The organism is Chryseobacterium flavum (assembly GCF_003385595.1).
In the GTDB taxonomy this organism is placed as follows: domain Bacteria; phylum Bacteroidota; class Bacteroidia; order Flavobacteriales; family Weeksellaceae; genus Chryseobacterium; species Chryseobacterium flavum.
In genome coordinates this window covers 23,944-46,045 of record NZ_QNUE01000023.1, presented here as the reverse complement: position 1 = coordinate 46,045, position 22,102 = coordinate 23,944, and the positions used below count along the sequence as shown (strand labels likewise).

The following is a 22,102-nucleotide window of genomic DNA, read 5'->3' as shown; positions in this document are numbered from 1 at the left end:
ATTGTAAGCTAAAAAGTATTAAGGTGATATTTATGAGGAATCAAACTGCTTTTTCTGAGTATCTTTTGTGAAAAAAAAAGTTATTGATCCCCGTACTGCAAAGCTCCGGATTATAAAATCGATTAACTAATATGATCTGCTTATAAAATAGTACAATTAAGACATTTTATGTTTTAAGGCAGGCGATGTACAAGAGTGGTAAAATAACTTTGACCCTAATTGCTGATGTTGTAAATTGCAGGCTTAAAAGTGAAGTATGAAGAATATCTGTAAAATTGGGATGATTGGTTTGGTTTTAGCATTGGTTAACTGCCAATCAGTAAATTATAACAAAATGTTTTATGAAGATGTAAAACCCGAAAGAGTTTCTGATCAATTCAGTTTTACAGAAGGACCTTCAGCAGATAAAGAAGGAAATGTATATTTTACCGACCAGCCCAACGATAAAATCTATTATTGGGACTGGAAAACCAATCAGGTTATAGAATTTCTGGATAAAACAGGAAGGGCGAACGGAACTCATTTTGATAAAGACGGTTATCTGATCACCTGCTCGGATGATCAGGGGGAGATCTGGAAAATATCAAAAGACAAAAAAGTTGAGGTGATCCTGAAAGGATTTGAAGGAAAAAGACTGAACGGTCCCAATGATGTCTGGAATGATTCATTCGGCGGAATGTACTTTACAGATCCTTTATATGAAAGGGATTATTGGGTAGATTTTAAACAGGAGCTGCCACATAAAAGCCTTTACTACCGGGATAAAGACGGAAAGATCTCTAAGCTGGAGACTTTTGTACAGCCTAATGGAATTGTAGGAAGCGAGCAATTTAAAAAGCTGTATGTTTCAGATATCGATGCCGGGAAAACATACGTATATGATGTGTTGGGAGAAGGAAAACTATCTGAAAAAAGACTGTTCTGTGAGATGGGCTCTGATGGAATGACCCTGGATAAGCACGGAAATTTATACCTGACCGGAGACGGAGTTCACGTTTTTGACCGCAGCGGAAAAAAAATCTATCATATTCCGATTCCTGAAAAATGGACTTCTAATGTAACTTTTGGAGGAGAGCATAATGACATCCTGTTTATTACCGCCTCAAAATCTGTGTATACCTTGCCTACAAAGGTAAAAGGAGTGAAATAATAAAATAGACTATGAAAAGTGCTTCTGACCATAATCAGAAGCACTTTTTACTTGCAGGTTAGTATGCAATTTCCATTTTAACCTTTTTTCCCTTGAGCTTTTCATTTTGGAGTTTTTTCAGAACACTGCTCACTTTATTTCTGGCAACCGCAACGTAGGAGGTCGTATCTTTTACTTCGATAATGCCGACATCTTCTTTTTGCAGTTCCCCCTTTTTAATGAGGTATCCTACAATATCCACTTTATTCACCTTGTCCTTTTTTCCGGCGCTGATGTAGATGGTCTGATAAGGAGTCTTTTCCGGAATTGTATGGAAGCCCGCCACACTTTCTTCCGGGGTATTGCTTTTAATAAAAGGAAACTGTTCTTCCTCTGTCATGATCAGGTATACAAAGCCTTTGGCATTCATCCTTGCCGTCCGGCCGTTCCTGTGAATAAACGCATCCTCTTTCGGAGGCAGCTGGTAATGTACAATAGATTCTACTTCAGGAATATCAAGACCTCGGGCAGCAAGATCGGTGGTGATCAGAATTCTTGCGGAATCATTTCTGAATTTCAGTAAAGCACGTTCCCTTTCATCCTGTTCCATTCCTCCATGGAAGGTTTCCCGGGCAATTCCCATCTGATGAAGGAGTTCTGAGATACGGTCTACCGCATCCCGGTGGTTACAGAATATGAGGGTTCTTTTATTTCCGATTTTACAAACCAGGCTGAACAGGGTGTTCAGCTTTTCCTCAGGAGTGGTCATCACCTTCCTCAGTTGGATATCAGGTTTTACTTCATTTTCTTTAAGGAAGCTTATGATCTTTTCATCCTTCAGACCGGTGAATGACGGAATGTTCTCCATGACCGTAGCAGAAGTAAGAATTCTTTGGGTTACCCCTTTTAATGAACCGATGATAAATTCCATATCGTCATGAAATCCTAATTCTAAGGCTTTGTCAAACTCATCCAGTACCAGGGTCCGGATAGTTGTTGGATCAAAATTATGGTTTCTCACATGATAGGTAACCCTTCCGGGAGTCCCGATCAGTACAGCAGGAGCCTCTGTCAGATTGTTGACCTCGATTTTTTTATCATGTCCCCCATAGCAGACTGAAACTTTGAAATCTGTGCCCATTGATTTAAAAACCTGCTCAATCTGTAAAGCGAGTTCCCTTGCCGGAACCAATATCAGGGCCTGTACCCCCTGGACATTCTTTTTCAGATTGCGGAGAACAGGAAATAAGAAGGCCAGTGTTTTTCCTGAACCTGTGGGTGAAAGCAAAACAATATCCTGTTTTTGCTCAGCGGCTTTATAAGTAGATTTCTGCATCTGATTCATATCCTGAATCTGCAGTTTTTTATAGATCGATTCTAATTCCATATTGCAAAGGTAGGTGATTTTGCCTTTATAAGATTTTTATGCATTATTTATTTGTATTACGGTAATCCGTAATGTCTTTATATGTTTTGATAATAGATTTGAGACGTAAAATCTAATACCATGAAACTCTATCAAATCCTTGAAAAGCAAATTAAGAAAGAACCTAATTATGTTTCTGATAACGGAGAAATTAAAAAATGGGTTGTCCTGAATAAAGCACAGAATTTTGACGAAGAACTGATCGGATTGCTATTGGAAGATGCGGATCTGAAGGAAAAATTCTTCCTAAAGGTAAAAGATGCCTGGGTGTTTAAGCAAAACCTTTTTATCCGGTTTCTTGAACAAAAGAACTATCTCAATGACAGCTATACTCAGTTCAAAAATAAAGTAGGGTTAACCATTGATGACAAACATCTGAAGCAACGTAACGAAGTGTCATTGGTCTGGCCGTTTAAAGACTGTATTCTGGAGGGCGGACAAAGCCGTGAAGAAGATAAAAGAGAAGAGATTTTCTTTAATGAGGTACTGGCCCAGGACGAAATTACCGAACTGCTGGATCCAAAAGTGCTGACCAACGCCAAACGGTTTGATAATGAAGGAGAACACTCCTTCGATCAGTTCAACCGCAACGAAAATGGAACCATTACTGATAACCTCATTATCAAAGGAAATAATTTGTTAGCATTACATTCTCTGAAAAAAGAATTTGCCGGAAAAGTGAAACTTATTTATATAGATCCACCTTATAATACGGGGAATGATAGTTTTCAATATAATGATAGTTTCAATGAGAGTTCATGGCTTACTTTTATGAAAAATCGTTTAGAAATAGCGAGAGAATTACTTTGTAGAGAAGGGAAAATATTTATTCAATGCGATGATAATGAACAGGCTCCTTTAAAAATTCTTTTAGATGAAGTTTTTAAAAAACAAAATTTTGTAGAAACATTTATTTGGAAAAATACAGATAATGCACCAGCTCTTTCGAAGAAATCTAGAAAGAATATAGAATTTATTCACTGCTATGAAAAATTGTTAGATACAAAAAGTTATATAGGAAGAGAGAGTGATAATGATGATGCACCATTATTAAACAGTGGTAATCAGATAACTATTTTAGAATTTCAACCTCAAATAATCGAATTCAAAATTCCAGACAATACTTATAAAAAAGGGAATTATGATAAGATTGAATTACTTAATGATCTGATAGTTAAAAATGGTAGAAATGAAAATATAATTAAACTTAAAGGACGTTTTAAATGGCAACAATCATTTTTAAATTCTGAAATAGAGAGTGGTACTTATTTCATCATTAAATCTAATAAATTTTCTATCAGATATCAAAGAAAAAGCCCCTCTAATTTGGCTCCAGATAAATTTTTAGATGAAATATATTTATCTAAAGCTATGGGAATTGAAACAAATGAAGATTCAAAAAGACATATCGAATCTCTTAATTTAAATTTTGATTCTTTTCCAAAACCAGAATCTTTAATTGGGTTCTTAATCAATGCTGTTACAGAAGAACATGATATTGTTTTAGACTATCATCTCGGAAGCGGGACTACAGCATCCACAGCTCAAAAAATGAACCGTCAGTATATTGGAATAGAACAAATGGATTATATCGAAACTGTTTCTGTAGAACGGTTGAAAAAAGTAATTGATGGAGAGCAAGGTGGTATTTCCAAATCTGTCAACTGGCAAGGCGGTGGTTGCTTCATCTATCTCGAACTCAAAAAATACAACCAAACCTTCATAGAAAAAATAGAAGAAGCTGAAAATGAAGACGCTCTTCTTCAGATCTGGGAAGAGATGAAAGCCAAATCTTTTTTGAATTACAATGTCGATATCCGGAAGCAGGAACAGCATATTGAAGATTTTAAAGCATTAAGCCTGACCGAGCAAAAACAGCATCTTTGCGAATTGCTGGATAAGAACCAGCTCTACGTTAATCTTTCTTCTCTGGGTGACCGTAATTTTGAGTGCAGTCCGGAAGAACAAAAAGTAACGCAAGCATTTTATCAACTTAAAAACTAAACCTATGGCATTTTTACATGAAATATTCAACAATCCTTTTGCACGTAAAGCTCTGGCAGAAGTGATGTTGCCCAATGAGATTACGGATAATCTGAAATTCGGGATCCGCCCCTACCAGGAAGAAGCTTTCAGGCGTTACCTCTATATGGAGCGGGAGGATTTTGAGGGTAAACCGAAGAAGCCTCTTCATCTTCTCTGTAATATGGCGACAGGAAGTGGGAAAACCCTGGTGATGGCTGGTCTGATACTTCATTTATATGAGAAAGGATACCGGAATTTTCTGTTTTTTGTCAACAGTAACAATATCATTCAGAAAACAATAGATAATTTTCTCAATCCCCACACTTCCAAATATCTGTTTAAAGATAAGATTGTGATCGGTGGCAAAGAAGTTTTTGTGAAGCCCATTGATAATTTCGAGGAGTCTGACCATGACAATATCAATATTAAATTTACAACGATCCAGCAGCTTCATATAGATCTGAATAATACAAAAGAAAACAGCATTACCTATGAAGATTTTGCAGATAAAAAACTGGTACTTATTGCTGATGAAGCGCATCATCTGAACAGTGGAACCAAAAGCGGGAACCTGTTTGGTAGCTGGGAAGAAACCGTTCTGGAGATTTTGCATCAGAATTTTGAGAACATCCTGCTTGAATTTACTGCTACTCTGGATTATGAAAGCCGGGAGATTACAGGGAAATATAAAGATAAAGTCCTTTTCAAATATGATCTTGCCCAATTCAGAACCGATAAGTTTTCAAAGGAAATTAATCTTGTCCGTTCCATGTATGACGAAAAAGAAAGAATTATCCAGGCATTGATCCTCAATCTATACCGTCAGGAACTGGCCGCTATTCACCATATTAATCTGAAACCGGTTATTCTTTTCAAGGCGAAAAAAACAATTAAAGAATCGGAACAGAATAAAGAAAACTTTCATAAGCTGATAGACGGTTTCTCTGAAGCAATGGTTGAAAAGATCCGGAAAACGTCTGCTGTTTCTGTTGTTCAAAAAGCTTTTGATTTTTTTGAATCCAGAAATATTTCAGATAATGAACTTGTAAAGAGGATAAAGACTTACTTCAGGGAAGAAAACTGCCTGAGTGCCAATAATGATCTGGAAGCAGAGAAAAACCAGATCCTGCTCAATACCCTGGAAGAAGAAAACAATCCGATCCGTGCCATATTTGCAGTTCAGAAACTTAACGAAGGCTGGGATGTTTTAAATTTGTTTGATATCGTAAGGCTGTATGAAGACCGTGATGGAAAAGAGGGAAAACCGGGAAAGACAACACTTTCGGAAGCCCAGCTGATTGGCCGTGGAGCAAGGTATTATCCGTTCGCCATACAAGAAGGGGAAGATAAATTTGTCCGGAAATACGATGATGATATTTCAAACGATCTGAAAATTTTAGAGGAACTGTATTACCATACCAAAGAAGACAGCCGTTACATCTCAGAACTTAAAAAAGCATTGGCAGATTCCGGAATATATGAAGATGAAGCGATGCTTGAAACCAAACAGTTAAAGCTGAAGCCTCTGTTTAAAACCACCGAATTGTATAAAAACGGAGTTATATTTTCCAACAGGAAAATACCCAAAAACTTTGATAAAATAAAATCCTTTAAAGATCTGGGGATTGTTAAGTCCAGGTTTAGTCATCAGCTTTCTTCAGGAAGCGGAAAAACATCCGGTGTCTTTTTTGAACTGGAAAATCCGGTTCCTTCAGATGAACGGATAAAAACCGAAGGAGTCAGAATCAAAGATATTCAGAAGCATGTTATCAGATATGCCTTAAGCCGGAATCCTTTTTATTACTTTGATAACCTGTCACGCTATTTTCCCGGTATAACATCCATCCGGGATTTTATAGAAGATGAAAAATTTTTAGGCGGAATGGAAATCGTATTTTATGGAACCCAAAGCCGCCTCCGGGAAATTTCACATTTTGATTACCTTCAGGCATTGAATGGATTATTGCAGAATATAGAAGCGGATATTAAACATAATATTCCGGATTATGAAGGCTCGTCATTCCAGGCACAGCCTGTTCGTGAGGTTTTCAGGGATAAAGAGATCAGAGTAAAGAAAGGCAGTGTAAAAGCAGATGGACAGGAAGATGTAGTTTCCCATGAACCCTGGTATGCTTATAATGCCAATTACGGAACCGATGAAGAAAAAAGATTTGTTGATTTATTTTCCAGACGCTTCAAGGGGCTGAACCAGAAGTTTCAGGATATACACCTGATCCGGAACGAAAGGGAAGTTAAGATTTTTGATAGGCTGGGACGAGCTTTTGAGCCGGATTTTATTCTGTTTTGCAGCCAGAAGAAAGATAAACAGCTGACATACCAGGTTTTTATAGAACCTAAAGGAACTCATTTAATTGATTATGATAGGTGGAAAGATGATTTTTTAAGAGATATCGGCAACGAACGAAAAACGGTTCGCATTCATACAGATGAATATTTAATTACTGCGGTACCGTTTTATAACCATGACAATGAGAGGGATTTTGAAGAAGCTTTGGAAAAAACACTTACGAGTTAATCTGCCAGCCCTGCTAATCTTTAAATTTTTGAATCCGTAATCTTTTAATAAATTTCCCTGAACTTCAGTGGTTTAGAAGGAATGTCTGAAATGGAAAAACTATTGCTTATCTCAAATAAAATACCTATCTTTGCACCCACTTTTTGTGTTAAAGGTCTGAGAAAGTAAAATATTAAATATTAATTACTTCCGTATTTTTCAATCACATTTGTTAAGACCGTTGAAGGAGAAGGAATACAAATTTTTTTAGAATTATGTCAAAAGAGACAAATTCAGCAGAATTATTATTAAACCAAAACGTAGCACCTGAACAATTTGACTGGGATTCATTTGAATCTGGTCTTGATGCTGATGCTAGAAAAGAGAAAAGTGACTTAGAGGAGATCTACAACGGATCATTAAACAACCTGGACGATAATGACGTTCTGATTGGTAAAGTTGTAAGATTAACTGACAAAGAAGCTATCGTAGACATCAACTTCAAATCTGAAGGTGTTATCTCTCTAAACGAATTCCGTTACAACCAGGGTCTTAAGGTAGGTGATGAAGTAGAAGTAATGGTTGACAAGAGAGAAGACAAAACTGGTCAGTTACAATTATCTCACAGAAAAGCAAGAACGCTTAAAGCTTGGGATAAAGTAAACGAACTTCACGAAACTGGTGAAATCGTTAACGGTTTTGTTAAATCCAGAACTAAAGGAGGTATGATCGTTGACGTTCACGGAATCGAAGCATTCTTACCAGGTTCTCAAATTGACGTTAAGCCAATTAAAGATTACGATCAGTTCGTAGGAAAAACTATGGAGTTCAAAGTTGTGAAAATCAACCCTGAGTTCAAAAACGTAGTAGTTTCTCACAAAGCATTGATCGAAGCAGATATCGAAGGTCAGAAAAAAGAAATCATTGCTCAGCTTGAAAAAGGACAGGTTCTTGAAGGTACTGTTAAGAATATCACTTCTTACGGTGTGTTCATTGACTTAGGTGGTGTAGATGGATTAATCCACATTACAGACCTTTCTTGGTCTAGAGTAAACCACCCATCTGAAATCCTTGAAGATGGTCAGACTGTAAAAGTTGTAATCCTTGATTTCGATGATGAGAAAACAAGAATCCAGTTAGGTATGAAGCAACTAGAAGCTCATCCTTGGGATGCTCTTTCTGCTGACCTGAAAGTAGGAGACAAAGTAAAAGGAAAAGTAGTAGTTCTTGCTGACTATGGTGCATTCGTAGAAATCGCTCCAGGTGTTGAAGGATTAATCCACGTTTCTGAAATGTCTTGGTCTACTCACTTAAGATCTGCTGGTGACTTTGTGAAAGTAGGTGATGAAGTAGAAGCTGAAGTATTAACTTTAGACAGAGAAGAAAGAAAAATTTCTCTTGGTATCAAGCAATTATCTAAAGATCCATGGGAAAACATCGAAGCTAAGTATCCGGTAGGATCTCAGCATGTAGGAACTGTAAGAAACTTCACTAACTTTGGTGTATTCGTAGAGTTAGAAGAAGGTATCGACGGATTAATCTACATCTCTGATCTTTCTTGGACTAAGAAAATCAAGCACCCATCTGAATTCTGTGCAGTAGGTGATAAATTAGACGTTGTAGTTCTTGAATTAGATATTCAGGCTAGAAGATTATCTCTGGGTCACAAGCAATTGACTGAAAATCCATGGGATAAATTCGAAACTAAATATGCTGAAGGAACTATCCACGCTGGTAAAGCAGTAGAAGTTCACGATAAAGGAGCTTCTGTTCAATTCGAAGATGCTGAAGTAGAAGCATTCTGCCCTTCAAGATTATTAGAGAAAGAAGATGGATCTAAAATCAAAAAAGGTGAAGAAGCTGATTTCAAAGTAATCGAATTCAACAAAGAATTCAAGAGAGTAGTAGTATCTCACACAGGTATCTTCAGAGATGAAGAGAAGAAAAACGTAAAAGAAGCTTCTTCCAGAAACGTATCTTCTTCTTCTAACAATGAAGAAAGATCTACTCTTGGAGACATCGATGCATTAGCAGAGTTGAAAAGAAAAATGGAAGAAGGTAAATAATCTTGAACCATTGTAAATATAGAGCCGCTCGTCAGAGCGGCTTTTTTTGTATCTTATAATAAGTTAAATGTAAATTGAATCTGATTAAATTTACTGATGAATTTTGTTTTATTTATTAGGTTTAAATTCATTTTATATAAATATTTTTAATTAATATTTGTTTTTATTTAGTAAATTATTAATTTAACTGCGATAAAACTAAAATAAAATTAAACCATGAAAAAAACTTTTTTACTTTTCCTGATTACATTTGTAATGTCTGTTTTTAAGGCGCAAAGTGGTGGTACTGATTATATTGTTATTCTTGATAACGGTCCTTCCATGGATAATCAGCGTTTTTCCGATATGAAACTGGGAGCCACAAAACTTATAGAACAGCTTTTGTCCTGTAATCCGGGGAACCGGGTAGCAGTTGTTCATTATGGCGCGGGAAAGTATGGAGATACCAGCCCGAGCTATAAACCAACCCTGTATATTGAATCTGATTTTACCAATAATACTTTTGTAGGCCAGCTTATTGACAGGAGACTCGATTTTGGTGATCATTTTCATGAAGCATTAGGGCTTATCGGAACTGCTTTGGATGGAGGAAACAGCCCTGATATTATCAGTTCGCAGACCACGTTGAACAGGGATCCCTCGGCTCCTCTGGTAGTCGTGGTGTTCTCTGACGCAGAAAGAAATGCCGGAGTCTTCGGAAGTGAATCGTATCTGGTAAATTATGACTATCCCAGCTTAAATACACCTGAGGCATTTAAAAACGTAACTTCTTTTAAAGTTGACAGACAGGCAAAATTTGCGTTTATCCATCTGAGTACAAACAGCCAGGCTATTGAAGCGGCTGCATGTATAGCAAGTGTGGGTGGGAATTACTCCGGCAGTATGGAAAGCAATACTGATGATCCGGATTATGGTATTTTACCCAGACTTTATTACGGCAGAACAAGTTCGTTTGGTATGAGTAGCTATGAGGTTGATTACTGGTCTGATCTTGCGGGTAATATCTGCAATGCTGCAGGGTGGGGATCGCTAAGTTTTCTGTATGAACCAAGTGGATGCGGGACAAACGGGGTGCAAACCATAAACGGGCAATTTACCTTGCCTGCAGGTGCTGTATTGAATGGGTTTAAGCTGGTTATGAGAGATAATGCTACTGCTGCAGACTATACGGTCAATTTCAATCCAACCATATACGGCGCAAATCAGTTTACCTATCAGCTGCAGCCTTCTGATTTCAATCTCCCATCAGGTGTTACCGGGAAGTTTAAATTTATCCTTACCATACAATATTCAGTAGCGGGTGGTACTTATGAAGTAATTAGCTGGAATGGTTATCCGTTCTTTGATTATGACATTAATATGGATTGTACGACAAAAATGGCACCAAAAGACCAGCTTAAGAACTCTATATTAACGATTTCTCCTAATCCTTCAGATGGTCCCTTTAAAGTAACCCTGGACAAAGAAATTTTATCAGGTAAACTTGAAGTGCTGGATGTAAATAATAACAGGATATTTACAAAACCTGTTAAAGGAAAAGTTTTTGAAATGGATTTAAAAACACAACGCCAGGGCATATATATTATTAAAGTTACGACAGATAAAAATGAAGTCTTTTCGGGTAAATTGATAAAGAAATAATTTTTAAAAAAAAACTGTTCATCTGAACAGTTTTTTTATTTATGAAAATATTCCTTGAAGAATGATATATCAGACAAGTGCCTGAAGGAGGGGTATTGCGGAGTGGTATTTGTTGAATGAAGTCTCTTTGTTGAGAAATATTTAATTTGGTTTGTTGTGAATAAAATTATTCTATATTGTTTATTTTTAAGTAAAATATAATAATAGTTGTGTTTATTTGTTAAATATTTGTAGATTAGCGGCTTTAATAATGTATATGAAAAATAAATCTCTACCTGTTTTGTTTGCTGTGTTTTCAGTGTTTCCGGCATTTTTGTTTGGACAAGATAATGAAAGGCTGATAAAAGATTATATTTCTCAAAATAAAATAAGGGAATATAAAAAGGCTGATCTTGCTAACTTTATTGTAGATAATGTAGATTATTCAAAGTCGTTAAACGGAAATGTTGTTCATTTTCTTCAGACTTATAAAGGGCTGCCTGTTTACAGTTCAGCAGGAACAGTTCTTATTAAAGATAATAAAGTTGTTTACTATACGGATAACTTTATAAAGGATTATACCACATCTACAGCATCTACCGCTGTTATTAATAAAAAAACAGCACTGCAGAATATTGCTGAAGAATTAAAAAATGCTGATATTGCTGATTTTACTATTCTGGAACATCTTGAAAAGAATAACCATAAGGCAACCTCAGCGAATCAAAGACTGGTGTATGCTAATGACAGAAATGGAAATCTCCGTCTGGCATACGAATATACTTTGATGGAACCAAAGTCTCCGAATTATTGGAGCATTTTAGTAGATGCCGGTACCGGCAGCATTTTAGAGAAAAATAACCTGACATTATCATGTAGTTTTGAGCCTGGAGCTTTTGGCTCAGAGCATCATGATCATTCGCATGATATTAATAAAACCTTTATAGGTCCTGAGAATGGATCTGCAAATAATAATTTTTCATTCTTTGTTCCGGATAATGCATCATATAATGTATTCCCTTTACCTATAGAAGCGCCTACTTTCGGATCAAGATCTGTAATCAGTAATCCGTGGATATTAAGTGCTTCTCCTGAAGGATGGCATTCTGACGGAACCACACATTATACAACAACCAGAGGAAATAACGTATTTGCTTATGAAGATGTTGCCGGAACCGCTTTAACCATACCTCCCGGTTATTTACCAGGTACTCCGGCTGATGGAGGAGCTACAAGGAATTTTGATTTTCCTTTCAGTATTAACGGAACTCCGGTTAACAACAGAAATGCTTCCATTACCAATTTATTTTATCTGAATAACAGAATCCATGATGTTTTCTACCAGTTCGGTTTTACAGAATCCGCGAGAAATTTCCAGCAGAATAATTTTGGAAAAGGAGGGCTGGATGATGATTCTGTGTACGCAGAAGCCCAGGATGGAGGAGGTTTAAACAATGCCAATTTTTCTTCCCCTCAGGACAGCTATAATCCTAGAATGCAGATGTACCTTTGGTCACCTGTAAACAGAAAATTCTTTTACAATACTCCGGCCGCCGCGGTACCACGTCAGCCAGGTGTTGGAACGGCGGAATTTGGGAACGCATTAAGTGCAGCAGGAGTTACCGGAAATGTACAGTTATCTCCGGTTTTAGATGGATGTACTGCACTTCCGGCCAGCTCGCTTACAGGAAAAATCGGTCTTGTAGAAAGAGGAACATGTTCTTTTGTGATTAAAACAAAAAATCTTCAGGATGCCGGTGCTACAGCAGTTATTATTTATAACAATGCTGCAAACGGTTCTACACTGTCGAATATGTCCGGAACAGATGCAACAATAACAATCCCAACAGTGTTGATTACAAATGCTGAAGGAGAATACATAAAAAATCAGCTTACGGCAGCTACAACGGTAAATGTTACCCTGAAGAATGATCCGGCAACAAGTATCACCCCTGACGGAAGTTTTGATAACGGGATTGTTATCCATGAGTACGGACACGGGATTTCCAACAGGCTTACAGGTACAGGATATAACTGTCTGAATGCAGGCGTAAGTAAAGAGCAGATGGGTGAGGGATGGTCAGACTTCTTTGCATTAATGCTTACCAATAAAGCAGGTGACAATGCTTCGGTACCGAGAGGAATGGGAACCTATGCCAGCGGACAGCAAATAACCGGAGGGGGAATCAGACCTTTTAAATACTCACCTGACCTTACCATTAACGGGGTTACTTATGGAGATACCAACGGGCTGGAATATATGAATTCCAATAATGTCCTGGTTCCGGATGTACACTCAATCGGATTTGTATGGGCTACCATGCTGTGGGATCTTCACTGGAAATATGTTGAGAAATATGGATATTCGTCAGATGTGCTATCCAATACAACCAATGGAAGCACAAGGGTCTTACAGCTGATTACAGATGCTTTGAAGCTTCAGGTATGTAACCCTAGTTTTGTGGAAGGGCGTGATGCTATACTGGCAGCGGAAATGACAACTACCCAGGGGCAGGATAAATGTATGATCTGGAATGTTTTTGCAAGAAGAGGGTTAGGAAAGAATGCTTCAGCAGGGCTTAAAAATGACATTAATGATCAGGTGGAAGACTTTACGGTACCTGCAGAATGTGTATTGTCTACGGATGAAACGACATCAATTAAAAATACGAAGATTTCAATCTATCCGAATCCTGCTAAAGACGAGTTCTATATTAACTTCCCTGGAAATACACTTGGAAAAGTAAGTGTTGAACTCTATGATATGACGGGTAAACTGGTTTCATCAGAAGATAAAATTTCCCCGGAAACTAAAAAGGCGATTTCTACCAGCAACCTCGTTAACGGTACTTACATCGTGAAGGTAAAAGGACTGGGTATTGAAGCTGCTTCTAAAGTGATTGTTAAAAAATAAAATTATTTATATATCAATTGAAGATCGCCACAAGCTTGCTTGTGGCGATTTTATTTATCTATTACGGTAACGCTTCAGAAAGTTTTTAATTTATATGTCGTACCTTTGCCGGCTGTTAAAAAAATATTATGAAGAAGAAAAATATACTAAAAGGCGTTTTATTTGTTGGGATTGGAGCTAGTATATATGGTATGTTGGCCACTTTTGTAAAAATGGCTTATCATGATGGCTTTACAACCTCTGAAGTAACCACTTCTCAATTTGTATTGGGGCTGTTGGGGCTTTTGATCCTGAATGCTGTTCAGACTGTTACTTCAAAACAAAAATTGCCATTACCAAGTTCTAAGGAAGTCAGAATGTTAATGCTTGCCGGAACATCGCTGGGGGGTACCAGCTTGTTTTATTATATTGCAGTTCAATATATTAATGTTTCCATTGCTATTGTATTGCTGATGCAATCCGTATGGTTCAGTGTGGTGGTGGAAAGTATTTTGACAAGAAAGCTGCCTAATGCAAGAAAAGTAATATCAGTAGTCATTGTATTGCTGGGAACGGTTTTGGCTACTAATCTTATCAATATGGAAATTGAGCTGGACTGGCATGGTGTATTTTGGGGGCTGATGGCGGCTGCTTCATATACTTTGACGATGTTTACCTCAAATACCATAGCTACGCATCTTCCGGTTTTCAGAAAGAGTATGGTTATGCTGGCGGGTGGCTCAGTTGTAGTGTTTACATTTTTATTTTTTGCCCAGATAGGACCGATGCATTTCGAAGGTTTAAAATCAATATATCTTAATTTTACAGAAAATACAGAACATATCCATCCTTTTAATTATTCTATATTCTGGACTTACGGAGCGGTTCTGGCTTTATTTGGAACAATTATTCCCCCTGTTTTATTCAATATCGGCTTTCCGAATGCCGGACTTGGATTAGGAAGTATTGTTTCATCACTTGAGCTTCCTGTTTCTGTAACGATGGCTTTTGTGCTATTGGGTGAACAAGTGTTTTTAATACAGTGGGTAGGAATTGTTCTGATTCTTTTTGCAATTGTTTTAATGAATTTACCTTCAAAGAAAGAGAAAGAAATTTCAATGGCTGAACTATCTTAAAAAAAAGTATTTAAATAAATATGAATTGAAACTGTTCCTTTTGGAGCAGTTTTTTTAATTTTAATACTTTAAAAATAGTTTCATGAAATATTTCAGAAATATAATAACGGCCGCCATGCTGATTACGGTTTCGTCTGTAGTTTTTTCCCAGGTAAAGCCATTGGATCCTTTGCTTTCGGAATACCAGTATCCTTTTGAAGTTCATTTTATAAATCTGAAATCCCAGAATAATACTTTAAAAATGGCCTATATGGATGTTAAGCCCCAGAAACCTAATGGAAAGGTCATCATGCTTCTTCATGGGAAGAACTTTAATGGAGCATATTGGGAAAGAACGGCTAAGGATTTATCTGCAAAAGGATTCAGGGTGATCATTCCGGATCAGATCGGATTCGGGAAATCATCTAAACCTCATAGCTATCAGTTCTCTTTTTCGCAGCTGGCAGAAAATACCAGAGCAATTCTGGATGAACTGAATATTGAGAAAACGATAGTATTGGGACATTCAATGGGGGGAATGGTTGCTGTCAGGTTTACTCTTCTTTATCCTGGAAAAGTTCAGAAGCTGGTACTCGAAAACCCTATCGGGCTGGAGGATTATAAAACTTTTGCATCATACCAGACGATTGATCAGGCGTATCAGTCAGAACTTAAAAACACTGCTGAGACCTATAAAAATTACCAGCTGAAATTTTATTATGATAATAAGTGGAAAGAAGAATATCAGCCCTGGCTTGACCTGATTGCGGGCTGGACATTGCATAAAGACTATCCGCAGGTGGCCTGGAATGCAGCTCTGACATCAGATATGATTTATAATCAGCCTGTTTGTTATGAATTTAAAAATATAAAAACCCCGACGCTGCTCATTATAGGAACAAGAGACAGAACTGCTATAGGAAAGGATCGGGCTCCTAAGGAACTGCAGCCGAAGATGGGGCAATATCAGGAACTGGGAAAAAAGACACAACGGGAAATTGCGGGCTCCAGGTTGGTGGAGCTTGAAAATGTGGGACACCTTCCTCATATAGAAGTATATCCGAAGTTTTTTGAAGCGTTATATGGGTTTGTACAATAGGATTTGAGGTCAACTTCTCCTTGAAATAATAAATTTTGTCTGATCATCTGTTTTGTGCTTTAAGTAATAATGATCCGGCTATACAATAAAAAAAGAAATTATTCCTGCTATGGAATAATTTCTTTTTTTTGTTTAAACAGGATTAAAGTACAGACTCCGGCTGCAGAAAAAATAAAACAGGCTGCTCCCAGATTTTGAATGTACCCTATACTTATAAGTCCGGACCCGATTAATATATAATAGAGCAGTCCTAATAAGGCTCCGGCACTTCCTGTTTCGTTTTTATACCGTAATAGTGCTGTACTTAAAATATTGGGAATTGAAATGCTGAATGCCATAACAATAAAGAAATAAGGAATCATAAAATATATTCCTTTATCAATCAGACCCCATACGGCAGCGGAAGCAAAGAAAGCCCCCAGAGTACCCATCCTAATTAAATTTTCGGGAGATATATTCCTGCATAGTAAGAATCTGTTAAACTGGGCTCCTGCAAATGTTCCTATTCCTAATATAACACTGCTGTAACCAAAAATATAGGGTGAATACTGCTGTTCCCTGAAAATAAAAGGAGCTAAGGAATAGTAAGAAAACAGCAAAACATTAAAACTCATGATGAGCAGGCAGCATCTGATAATTTCATAATCTTTAAGCATTCGGCTTAATAAGCCGGCCAGGGTGCTGATATTGATTTTTTTTCCTGGCTGGTACGTTTCAGATATTTTTTTTCTGGAAAGAATGTAAAATAAGACAGCAAGCAGGTATAATGTAATAAAAATCCCCTGATAGCCTGTGAAAGAAGCGAGTAAGGAGCCAGTGATCATTCCGATAACCGGACTGATGGATAAGCCTGTTCCGACCCAGGAAAATGCTTTACTGATGTTTTCCTTATCATAGGTATCCCGTAAAATAGTTTGTGTCACAATAGAGCCGACCGAGATCCCAAAAGCAGAAATCATTCTGGCAATCAGTAATATGGTGAAATCAGGAGCTAAAACTGCGGTTAAAGTACCTGCTCCGTAAGTAATGAGTCCATATTCCAATGCCTTTTTTCTTCCAATCCTGTCGCTTTGTATTCCCCAGAATGCTACACCCAATGCAAATGTCATGAAATACAAACTTATGGTAAGTGTGGCGGTTTCTTCCTGCACCCGGAACTGTTCCTGTACCATAGGTAAAGCAGGACTGTAGATCGTTTCTACAAACTGGGGAAGCATGACAAGCAGGGTCAAAAACCAGAGAGGATTTGTCTTTTTCATTTTTTTCTGCAAAGTTTTGAAAAATTTAAAGTATATTTATAATGATATAAAAACAAAAAACATCAAAAATAAGACATGGCAGTGTTGTTACAAGATGAAGAATTTGATGCTGATCGTATTCAGGAAAAAGTTATAGGAATTGCTTCTGCTATGGTGATGCACGATTCCGGGTTCCATTTTCATAAAACCAAAGCCCAGCTGTTGTACGCCCCCTCGGGCTGTATGACGGTAACAACTTCTGACAGACAACTGATCCTTCCTCCGTTCAGGATGTTGTGGATTCCTGCAAAAGAAGTTCATAGGGTGAACTTCAGGAATGTAGTAGCTTACAGGTCTGTTTACTTTGATGAGGATCTTGCAAGAAAAAATATGGGGACAGATTTTAAGGTGCTGCACGTAAATCCTCTGCTGAAGGAAATTATTGAAAGAATTTGTTTCTGGGACTGGATGGCACCCAATCCTTGTCAGGAAAATATTCTGAAGGTATTCTGGGATGAGATTAAAACGGCTCCGGAAGAAAATCTGGACCTTAAAATGCCTTCTGACAGGCGTTTTAAAAAAGTTACAGAAGAATGGACACAGCGTTTTTCAATGCCGCCAATGCTGAAAAAACTTGCCGGACAAACCGGAGCTGTGGAAAAAACAGTCAGCCGTATTTTTAAAAAGGAAACGGGGCTGACCTATCAGGAATGGAGGCAGCAATGGCGTCTTCAGAGATCTATTGAACTGTTGGTTGAGGGAAATCCAATAGGGGAGGTTTCACATATTTTAGATTTTTCATCAGACAGTGCTTTTATAGAATTCTTTAAAAAACATACCGGATCTACCCCCCTGCAGTATCTTCTAAAGAATGAATAATGTTTTTTAGTTATTTAGATACACTAAGATTTAAAGTTTTATTTTCTTGTCTTATGAAAAGTCCGGTGATAAATAATTTGCATAAAATTGTAATGTACTAATCAACGATTTGACATGGATAATTACAACAATACAATAGAAATAAAAGCCACAGCTGAAAAAGTGTATGAAGCATTGACTCTTCATATTCCACTTTGGTGGTCAGAAATGTTTACCGGCTCTTCATCGCAGGTTGATGATGTATTCACAATCAGGTTCGGGGATCATATTTTCAAAACGATGAAAGTGAAAGAACTGGCGGATCATTCAAAAGTGATCTGGTATGTTGAAGATTCTCTAATAGCTCTTCCGGAGCTGAAAAATCAGACAGAGTGGATCGGAACCACCATTATTTGGGAGATAGAACAGAAAGAGGGCGGAAGTTTACTGCATCTTACGCATATGGGACTTAACCAGGCTGTAGAGTGTTATGATTTGTGTACAGGCGGCTGGGTTCAATTTATTGACAGTCTTAAATTATTCCTGGAAACCGGAAAAGGCAGGCCGTACAGGCAATAATCGGTATTATCAATAGATAGGTCTGAGAAAGATAGAAGGAGAACTTTTAAAATAAAATTAATAACCTTATGTACAAAAAAAGAGGCTGTTTACATGTAAACAGCCTCTTTTTGCATTTATTGTTGTCTGAATTATTTCTTCTTGTAAGCAGCGTCCTTAATTCTGGCTTTTTTACCTCTAAGGTCTCTGAAGTAGTAAATTCTAGCTCTTCTAACTCTACCTCTTCTGTCAACTTCAATTTTTTGAAGTGCAGGCATGTTGATAGGGAATACTCTTTCTACTCCTACATCACCACTCATTTTTCTGATGGTAAAAGTTTTTGTAGATCCGGTACCTCTTAATTGGATAACTGTCCCTTTGAAGAACTGAGTTCTTGTTTTTTGTCCTTCTTTAATTTCGTAATACACTGTAATTGTATCACCTGCTTTGAATTCAGGGAATTCTTTTTTCGCAATGTACTTGTCTTGTACGTACTTTAATAAATCCATTATTAATAAATAAAATGTTAAAGCTAAGCAACTTACACGTTTTTCGTCAGAGGTTGAATAACAGGTTGCAAATGTACAAAATAGTTTTTGAATATACCAAATAATTACTGTACTAAAAACTATAATTTTTTCATTCCCGTATTGCTGAAAAGTTAACAGATTCTTTAAGATTCCATCAGAGTGAATTTATATGGGAAATCTACTTTTGCCCGAATAGAAAATCAGGATAATGAACTATTAAACAACTGAGATACAATTTAAAACTATACATGCTATTTTAAAATTAAACTATTATGAGACATTATTTCTTCTTCTTTTGTTTCGTGGCCCAGATGGCATTTGGTCAGGTTTTGTTTCCATATCTGCAAAACCCTGCACCAAATTCTATGATCGTCAACTGGAAAACAGCTTCCAATAATGAAACCACTGTGATCTACGGTAATTCCCCGAATAATCTGAACGTAACGGTAACCGGTACAACCAATATCTTTTCAGATACGGGATATAACAATAACTATTACTATCATACAGCAAAAATCACCAATTTACAACCCAATACAAAGTATTATTATAAGATCAGGACAGGAGCAAGTGAGTCTGCAGTCTATAACTTCAGAACTCTTCCGCTGCCCGGGCAGGCAGCTACTCCCAACGGAAAGATCCGGTTTCTCATTATGGGGGATAACCAGATCAAGGCAGAGCCCAGATATGACAGTCTTACATTGAGTGCTTTTAAAAAGCTTAAACAAAAGTTCGGAGCTATGGCTGATCCTTCAGATAATATTGCGCTTACCTTTATGGTGGGGGATCAGGTAGATGTAGGGACATTAGACCATTATGAGAACGTTCATTTTAAAAAGAATACAAAGCTTTCACCATATATGCCGATTCAGACCACAGTAGGAAACCATGAAACGTATGGAAGTTTAGGAATGAATTCTTATTATGCCCATTTTTATATTGATGAAATCAAATATAAGAACATCAGTTCCGGAAATGAAAACTATTATGCACAGCAGGCAGGAAATGTATTATTTATAAGCCTGAGCTCTGAGCATACTGGATCAGCACAGCAGACATGGCTGCAGCAGATCCTGAATGAAGCCAATAATGATTCCACAGTAGACTGGATCATCTCATTGAGTCACAGGCCTTATCAGGCGGAACAGTATGTGGGGGATATCTCCGCCTGGGTAAGAAATAATGCAGTTCCGCTTCTAACCACTTCAGATAAATATCTGATGCATGTGGGGGCACATCATCATCTGTATCACAGAGGACAGCTAAAGAATACGCCCAACTACCAGATCATTTCCGGAGGAACAGCCTGGGACCAGTATTGGGGGATGTCTAATGAGCAGGATTTTGATGATGTTCAGAAAACATTGACAGACTGGACGTACCAGATTGTAGAAGTAGATGTACAAAATGGGAAGGTAGATGTAGAATGCTACTCAATAGGAGGAATATATACCAAGAAAAATAACGAGCTGATAGATTCTTTTCACAGATATAAAAATCAGCCGAAACCTTCAAAACCCTCCATTACCAATACTTTTCCGGGATCGGTAACCTTACCATTGACGCTGAATGGAAGTCCCTTTTCATCATCAAACGGAGAGCTGTTGAATACCACCCAGTTCATGATCAGTAAGACCGCAGATTTTTCAGTGATCGAGAAAGAGGTTTATCGCGACTTTGAGAACTGGTTTGGTAAGGACGGGAATGGTAATCCTGATAAGACCAAAAACCTGAACGAAGGAGTAGACATTACTAAAGTAACCCTTGCAGCGAACTCTATACCCAATGGAACCTATTACGTAAAAGTCCGTTACAGAGACAGAAACCTTGAATGGAGCGAATGGAGTGATGTAAAGCAGTTTGTCATTACAGGAAGTGTTGTTTCAAATCCCACTTTTGTGCTGGATAAAAATGAATATATGCAAAATGAACCTATAACGGCTACTTTTACGGGAGGACCCGGAAATCAGCAGGATTGGGTAGGTATTTATAAGAAAGGACAGATTCCTGTAACTTCAACTTCTCAGGGCTATATCTATACCAACGGACAAACAGCGGGAACAGTTACTTTCCCTAATGGACTGTCTAACAAAGGACAATATTTTGCAGGGTTCTTTGCCAATGGCGGATATACCGAAATCACACCGAGAAAAAGCTTCTATGTAGGACCAAAGGTTCAGCTGCAGGCCACAGCCGATACCTATCCTGTAGGAGGAACAGTTACGATTAATTTTACCAATGGCCCGAATCTGGTCAAGGACTGGATAGGGATCTATAAAATGGGACAGACTCCCGGAACTACAAACTCCATACAGTGGAGCTATGTCACCACCTCTTCAGGGACTCTTAATTTTACAGGGCTTCCAAAAGGATATTATTATGCCCAATACCTGCTTGAAGACGGATATAACGGAATAGGAGATAAAGTATTCTTTAAAGTTGGTGATATCGTAACGGAACTATGGATCAATAAGCCGGTTTACACATTGGGCGAAAACATTACGGCTTCATGGACGGATTCTCCGGGAATTATTAAGGACTGGCTGGGGATTTATCCGCAGAATATCCAGACCCCGGATGATAATTTCATTTCCTATACTTATTTTGACGGTGTGACACAAGGAACAAAAACAATACAGGGAACAGCAGTACCCGCATCGCCCGGAAACTATTATATGGTAATGTTCACCAATGATTCTTATACTGAAGTTTCAAACAGGGTACAGTTCCAGGTAACATCAACATTAGGTGTTGAAGAAGCAAAAAGCACAGAGAAAAATGTGGTTTTATATCCTAATCCTACCAAACCCGGAGAGCCCACTTTCATTAAAAGTGATTATCCGATCGAGAAAATTGAATTGGTATCGGCCTCAGGAGAACTGCTGTATGTTTCAAAGAACATTAATAATCAACGCTTCTCTTTAGTTAATGAAAACCTGCCTAAAGGCGTTTATTTTGTGAAAGTCCATTCCAGAAAACTATTTACCTTAAAACTGATTATTCAGTAAAAACAGGATGAAATTAACTTAA

Annotated in this window: 14 protein-coding genes; 11 read left to right on the top strand and 3 right to left on the bottom strand. The window is 37.6% G+C overall.

What is annotated here, in order from left to right:
• Positions 1–256 precede the first annotated feature (256 nt).
• Positions 257–1,150 carry an SMP-30/gluconolactonase/LRE family protein gene (locus DRF59_RS18910; RefSeq protein WP_115963861.1) on the top strand — a complete coding sequence of 298 codons (894 nt, stop codon included), beginning with the start codon at positions 257–259 and terminating at the stop codon, positions 1,148–1,150.
• 58 nt (positions 1,151–1,208) lie between these two features.
• Here DRF59_RS18910 and DRF59_RS18905 read toward each other — a convergent pair whose 3' ends face one another.
• Positions 1,209–2,516 (bottom strand): DEAD/DEAH box helicase, encoded by a 1,308-nt coding sequence (locus DRF59_RS18905; protein WP_115963859.1) that lies wholly within the window; start codon positions 2,514–2,516, stop codon positions 1,209–1,211.
• Between the two features lie 120 nt (positions 2,517–2,636).
• Between DRF59_RS18905 and DRF59_RS18900 the strand changes: the two genes are divergently transcribed.
• From DRF59_RS18900 to DRF59_RS18870, 7 genes are all read left to right on the top strand, one after another.
• Positions 2,637–4,559 (top strand): DNA methyltransferase, encoded by a 1,923-nt coding sequence (locus tag DRF59_RS18900; protein ID WP_115963857.1) that lies wholly within the window; start codon positions 2,637–2,639, stop codon positions 4,557–4,559.
• A gap of 4 nt (positions 4,560–4,563) precedes the next feature.
• Positions 4,564–7,116 carry a DEAD/DEAH box helicase family protein gene (locus DRF59_RS18895; RefSeq protein ID WP_115963855.1) on the top strand — a complete coding sequence of 851 codons (2,553 nt, stop codon included), beginning with the start codon at positions 4,564–4,566 and terminating at the stop codon, positions 7,114–7,116.
• A 254-nt stretch (positions 7,117–7,370) separates the two neighbouring features.
• The gene (gene rpsA / locus DRF59_RS18890; RefSeq protein WP_050022612.1) at positions 7,371–9,161 is read left to right on the top strand and encodes a 30S ribosomal protein S1; all 1,791 of its coding nucleotides are present in this window, start codon (positions 7,371–7,373) and stop codon (positions 9,159–9,161) included.
• A gap of 216 nt (positions 9,162–9,377) precedes the next feature.
• The gene (locus tag DRF59_RS18885) at positions 9,378–10,802 is read left to right on the top strand and encodes a T9SS type A sorting domain-containing protein (RefSeq protein ID WP_115963853.1); all 1,425 of its coding nucleotides are present in this window, start codon (positions 9,378–9,380) and stop codon (positions 10,800–10,802) included.
• Between the two features lie 256 nt (positions 10,803–11,058).
• A complete protein-coding gene (locus DRF59_RS18880) occupies positions 11,059–13,695 on the top strand; it encodes a T9SS-dependent M36 family metallopeptidase (protein ID WP_241505635.1) in 2,637 nt (878 codons plus the stop codon).
• Positions 13,696–13,823: 128 nt separating this feature from the next.
• A complete protein-coding gene (locus tag DRF59_RS18875) occupies positions 13,824–14,810 on the top strand; it encodes an EamA family transporter (protein ID WP_115963849.1) in 987 nt (328 codons plus the stop codon).
• 82 nt (positions 14,811–14,892) lie between these two features.
• Positions 14,893–15,888 carry an alpha/beta fold hydrolase gene (locus DRF59_RS18870; RefSeq protein WP_115963847.1) on the top strand — a complete coding sequence of 332 codons (996 nt, stop codon included), beginning with the start codon at positions 14,893–14,895 and terminating at the stop codon, positions 15,886–15,888.
• A gap of 107 nt (positions 15,889–15,995) precedes the next feature.
• Here the strand turns inward: DRF59_RS18870 and DRF59_RS18865 are convergent, their stop codons facing one another.
• Positions 15,996–17,147 carry a multidrug effflux MFS transporter gene (locus DRF59_RS18865; protein ID WP_115963845.1) on the bottom strand — a complete coding sequence of 384 codons (1,152 nt, stop codon included), beginning with the start codon at positions 17,145–17,147 and terminating at the stop codon, positions 15,996–15,998.
• Positions 17,148–17,222: 75 nt separating this feature from the next.
• Between DRF59_RS18865 and DRF59_RS18860 the strand changes: the two genes are divergently transcribed.
• Both DRF59_RS18860 and DRF59_RS18855 read left to right on the top strand, forming a co-directional pair.
• Positions 17,223–18,005: an AraC family transcriptional regulator gene (locus DRF59_RS18860; protein WP_115963843.1), complete on the top strand. Its 783-nt coding sequence runs from the start codon at positions 17,223–17,225 to the stop codon at positions 18,003–18,005.
• 114 nt (positions 18,006–18,119) lie between these two features.
• Positions 18,120–18,563, top strand: coding sequence for an SRPBCC family protein (locus DRF59_RS18855; protein ID WP_115963841.1), 444 nt, complete (start codon positions 18,120–18,122; stop codon positions 18,561–18,563).
• A gap of 131 nt (positions 18,564–18,694) precedes the next feature.
• Here DRF59_RS18855 and rplS read toward each other — a convergent pair whose 3' ends face one another.
• Positions 18,695–19,051 (bottom strand): 50S ribosomal protein L19, encoded by a 357-nt coding sequence (rplS, locus tag DRF59_RS18850; RefSeq protein ID WP_002980648.1) that lies wholly within the window; start codon positions 19,049–19,051, stop codon positions 18,695–18,697.
• 293 nt (positions 19,052–19,344) lie between these two features.
• Here rplS and DRF59_RS18845 point away from each other — a divergent pair, with 293 nt between their 5' ends.
• Positions 19,345–22,080 (top strand): fibronectin type III domain-containing protein, encoded by a 2,736-nt coding sequence (locus tag DRF59_RS18845; RefSeq protein ID WP_115963839.1) that lies wholly within the window; start codon positions 19,345–19,347, stop codon positions 22,078–22,080.
• Positions 22,081–22,102 lie beyond the last annotated feature (22 nt).

What these genes read in the sequence shown, in the direction of transcription:
- rplS (WP_002980648.1), bottom strand. Translation starts at nt 19,051, where the DNA reads ATGGATTTATTAAAGTACGTACAAGACAAGTACATTGCGAAAAAAGAA.
- DRF59_RS18900 (WP_115963857.1), top strand. Translation starts at nt 2,637, where the DNA reads ATGAAACTCTATCAAATCCTTGAAAAGCAAATTAAGAAAGAACCTAAT.
- DRF59_RS18880 (WP_241505635.1), top strand. Translation starts at nt 11,059, where the DNA reads ATGAAAAATAAATCTCTACCTGTTTTGTTTGCTGTGTTTTCAGTGTTT.
- DRF59_RS18855 (WP_115963841.1), top strand. Translation starts at nt 18,120, where the DNA reads ATGGATAATTACAACAATACAATAGAAATAAAAGCCACAGCTGAAAAA.
- DRF59_RS18860 (WP_115963843.1), top strand. Translation starts at nt 17,223, where the DNA reads ATGGCAGTGTTGTTACAAGATGAAGAATTTGATGCTGATCGTATTCAG.
- DRF59_RS18910 (WP_115963861.1), top strand. Translation starts at nt 257, where the DNA reads ATGAAGAATATCTGTAAAATTGGGATGATTGGTTTGGTTTTAGCATTG.
- DRF59_RS18870 (WP_115963847.1), top strand. Translation starts at nt 14,893, where the DNA reads ATGAAATATTTCAGAAATATAATAACGGCCGCCATGCTGATTACGGTT.
- DRF59_RS18845 (WP_115963839.1), top strand. Translation starts at nt 19,345, where the DNA reads ATGAGACATTATTTCTTCTTCTTTTGTTTCGTGGCCCAGATGGCATTT.
- DRF59_RS18885 (WP_115963853.1), top strand. Translation starts at nt 9,378, where the DNA reads ATGAAAAAAACTTTTTTACTTTTCCTGATTACATTTGTAATGTCTGTT.
- DRF59_RS18865 (WP_115963845.1), bottom strand. Translation starts at nt 17,147, where the DNA reads ATGAAAAAGACAAATCCTCTCTGGTTTTTGACCCTGCTTGTCATGCTT.
- DRF59_RS18905 (WP_115963859.1), bottom strand. Translation starts at nt 2,516, where the DNA reads ATGGAATTAGAATCGATCTATAAAAAACTGCAGATTCAGGATATGAAT.
- DRF59_RS18875 (WP_115963849.1), top strand. Translation starts at nt 13,824, where the DNA reads ATGAAGAAGAAAAATATACTAAAAGGCGTTTTATTTGTTGGGATTGGA.
- rpsA (WP_050022612.1), top strand. Translation starts at nt 7,371, where the DNA reads ATGTCAAAAGAGACAAATTCAGCAGAATTATTATTAAACCAAAACGTA.
- DRF59_RS18895 (WP_115963855.1), top strand. Translation starts at nt 4,564, where the DNA reads ATGGCATTTTTACATGAAATATTCAACAATCCTTTTGCACGTAAAGCT.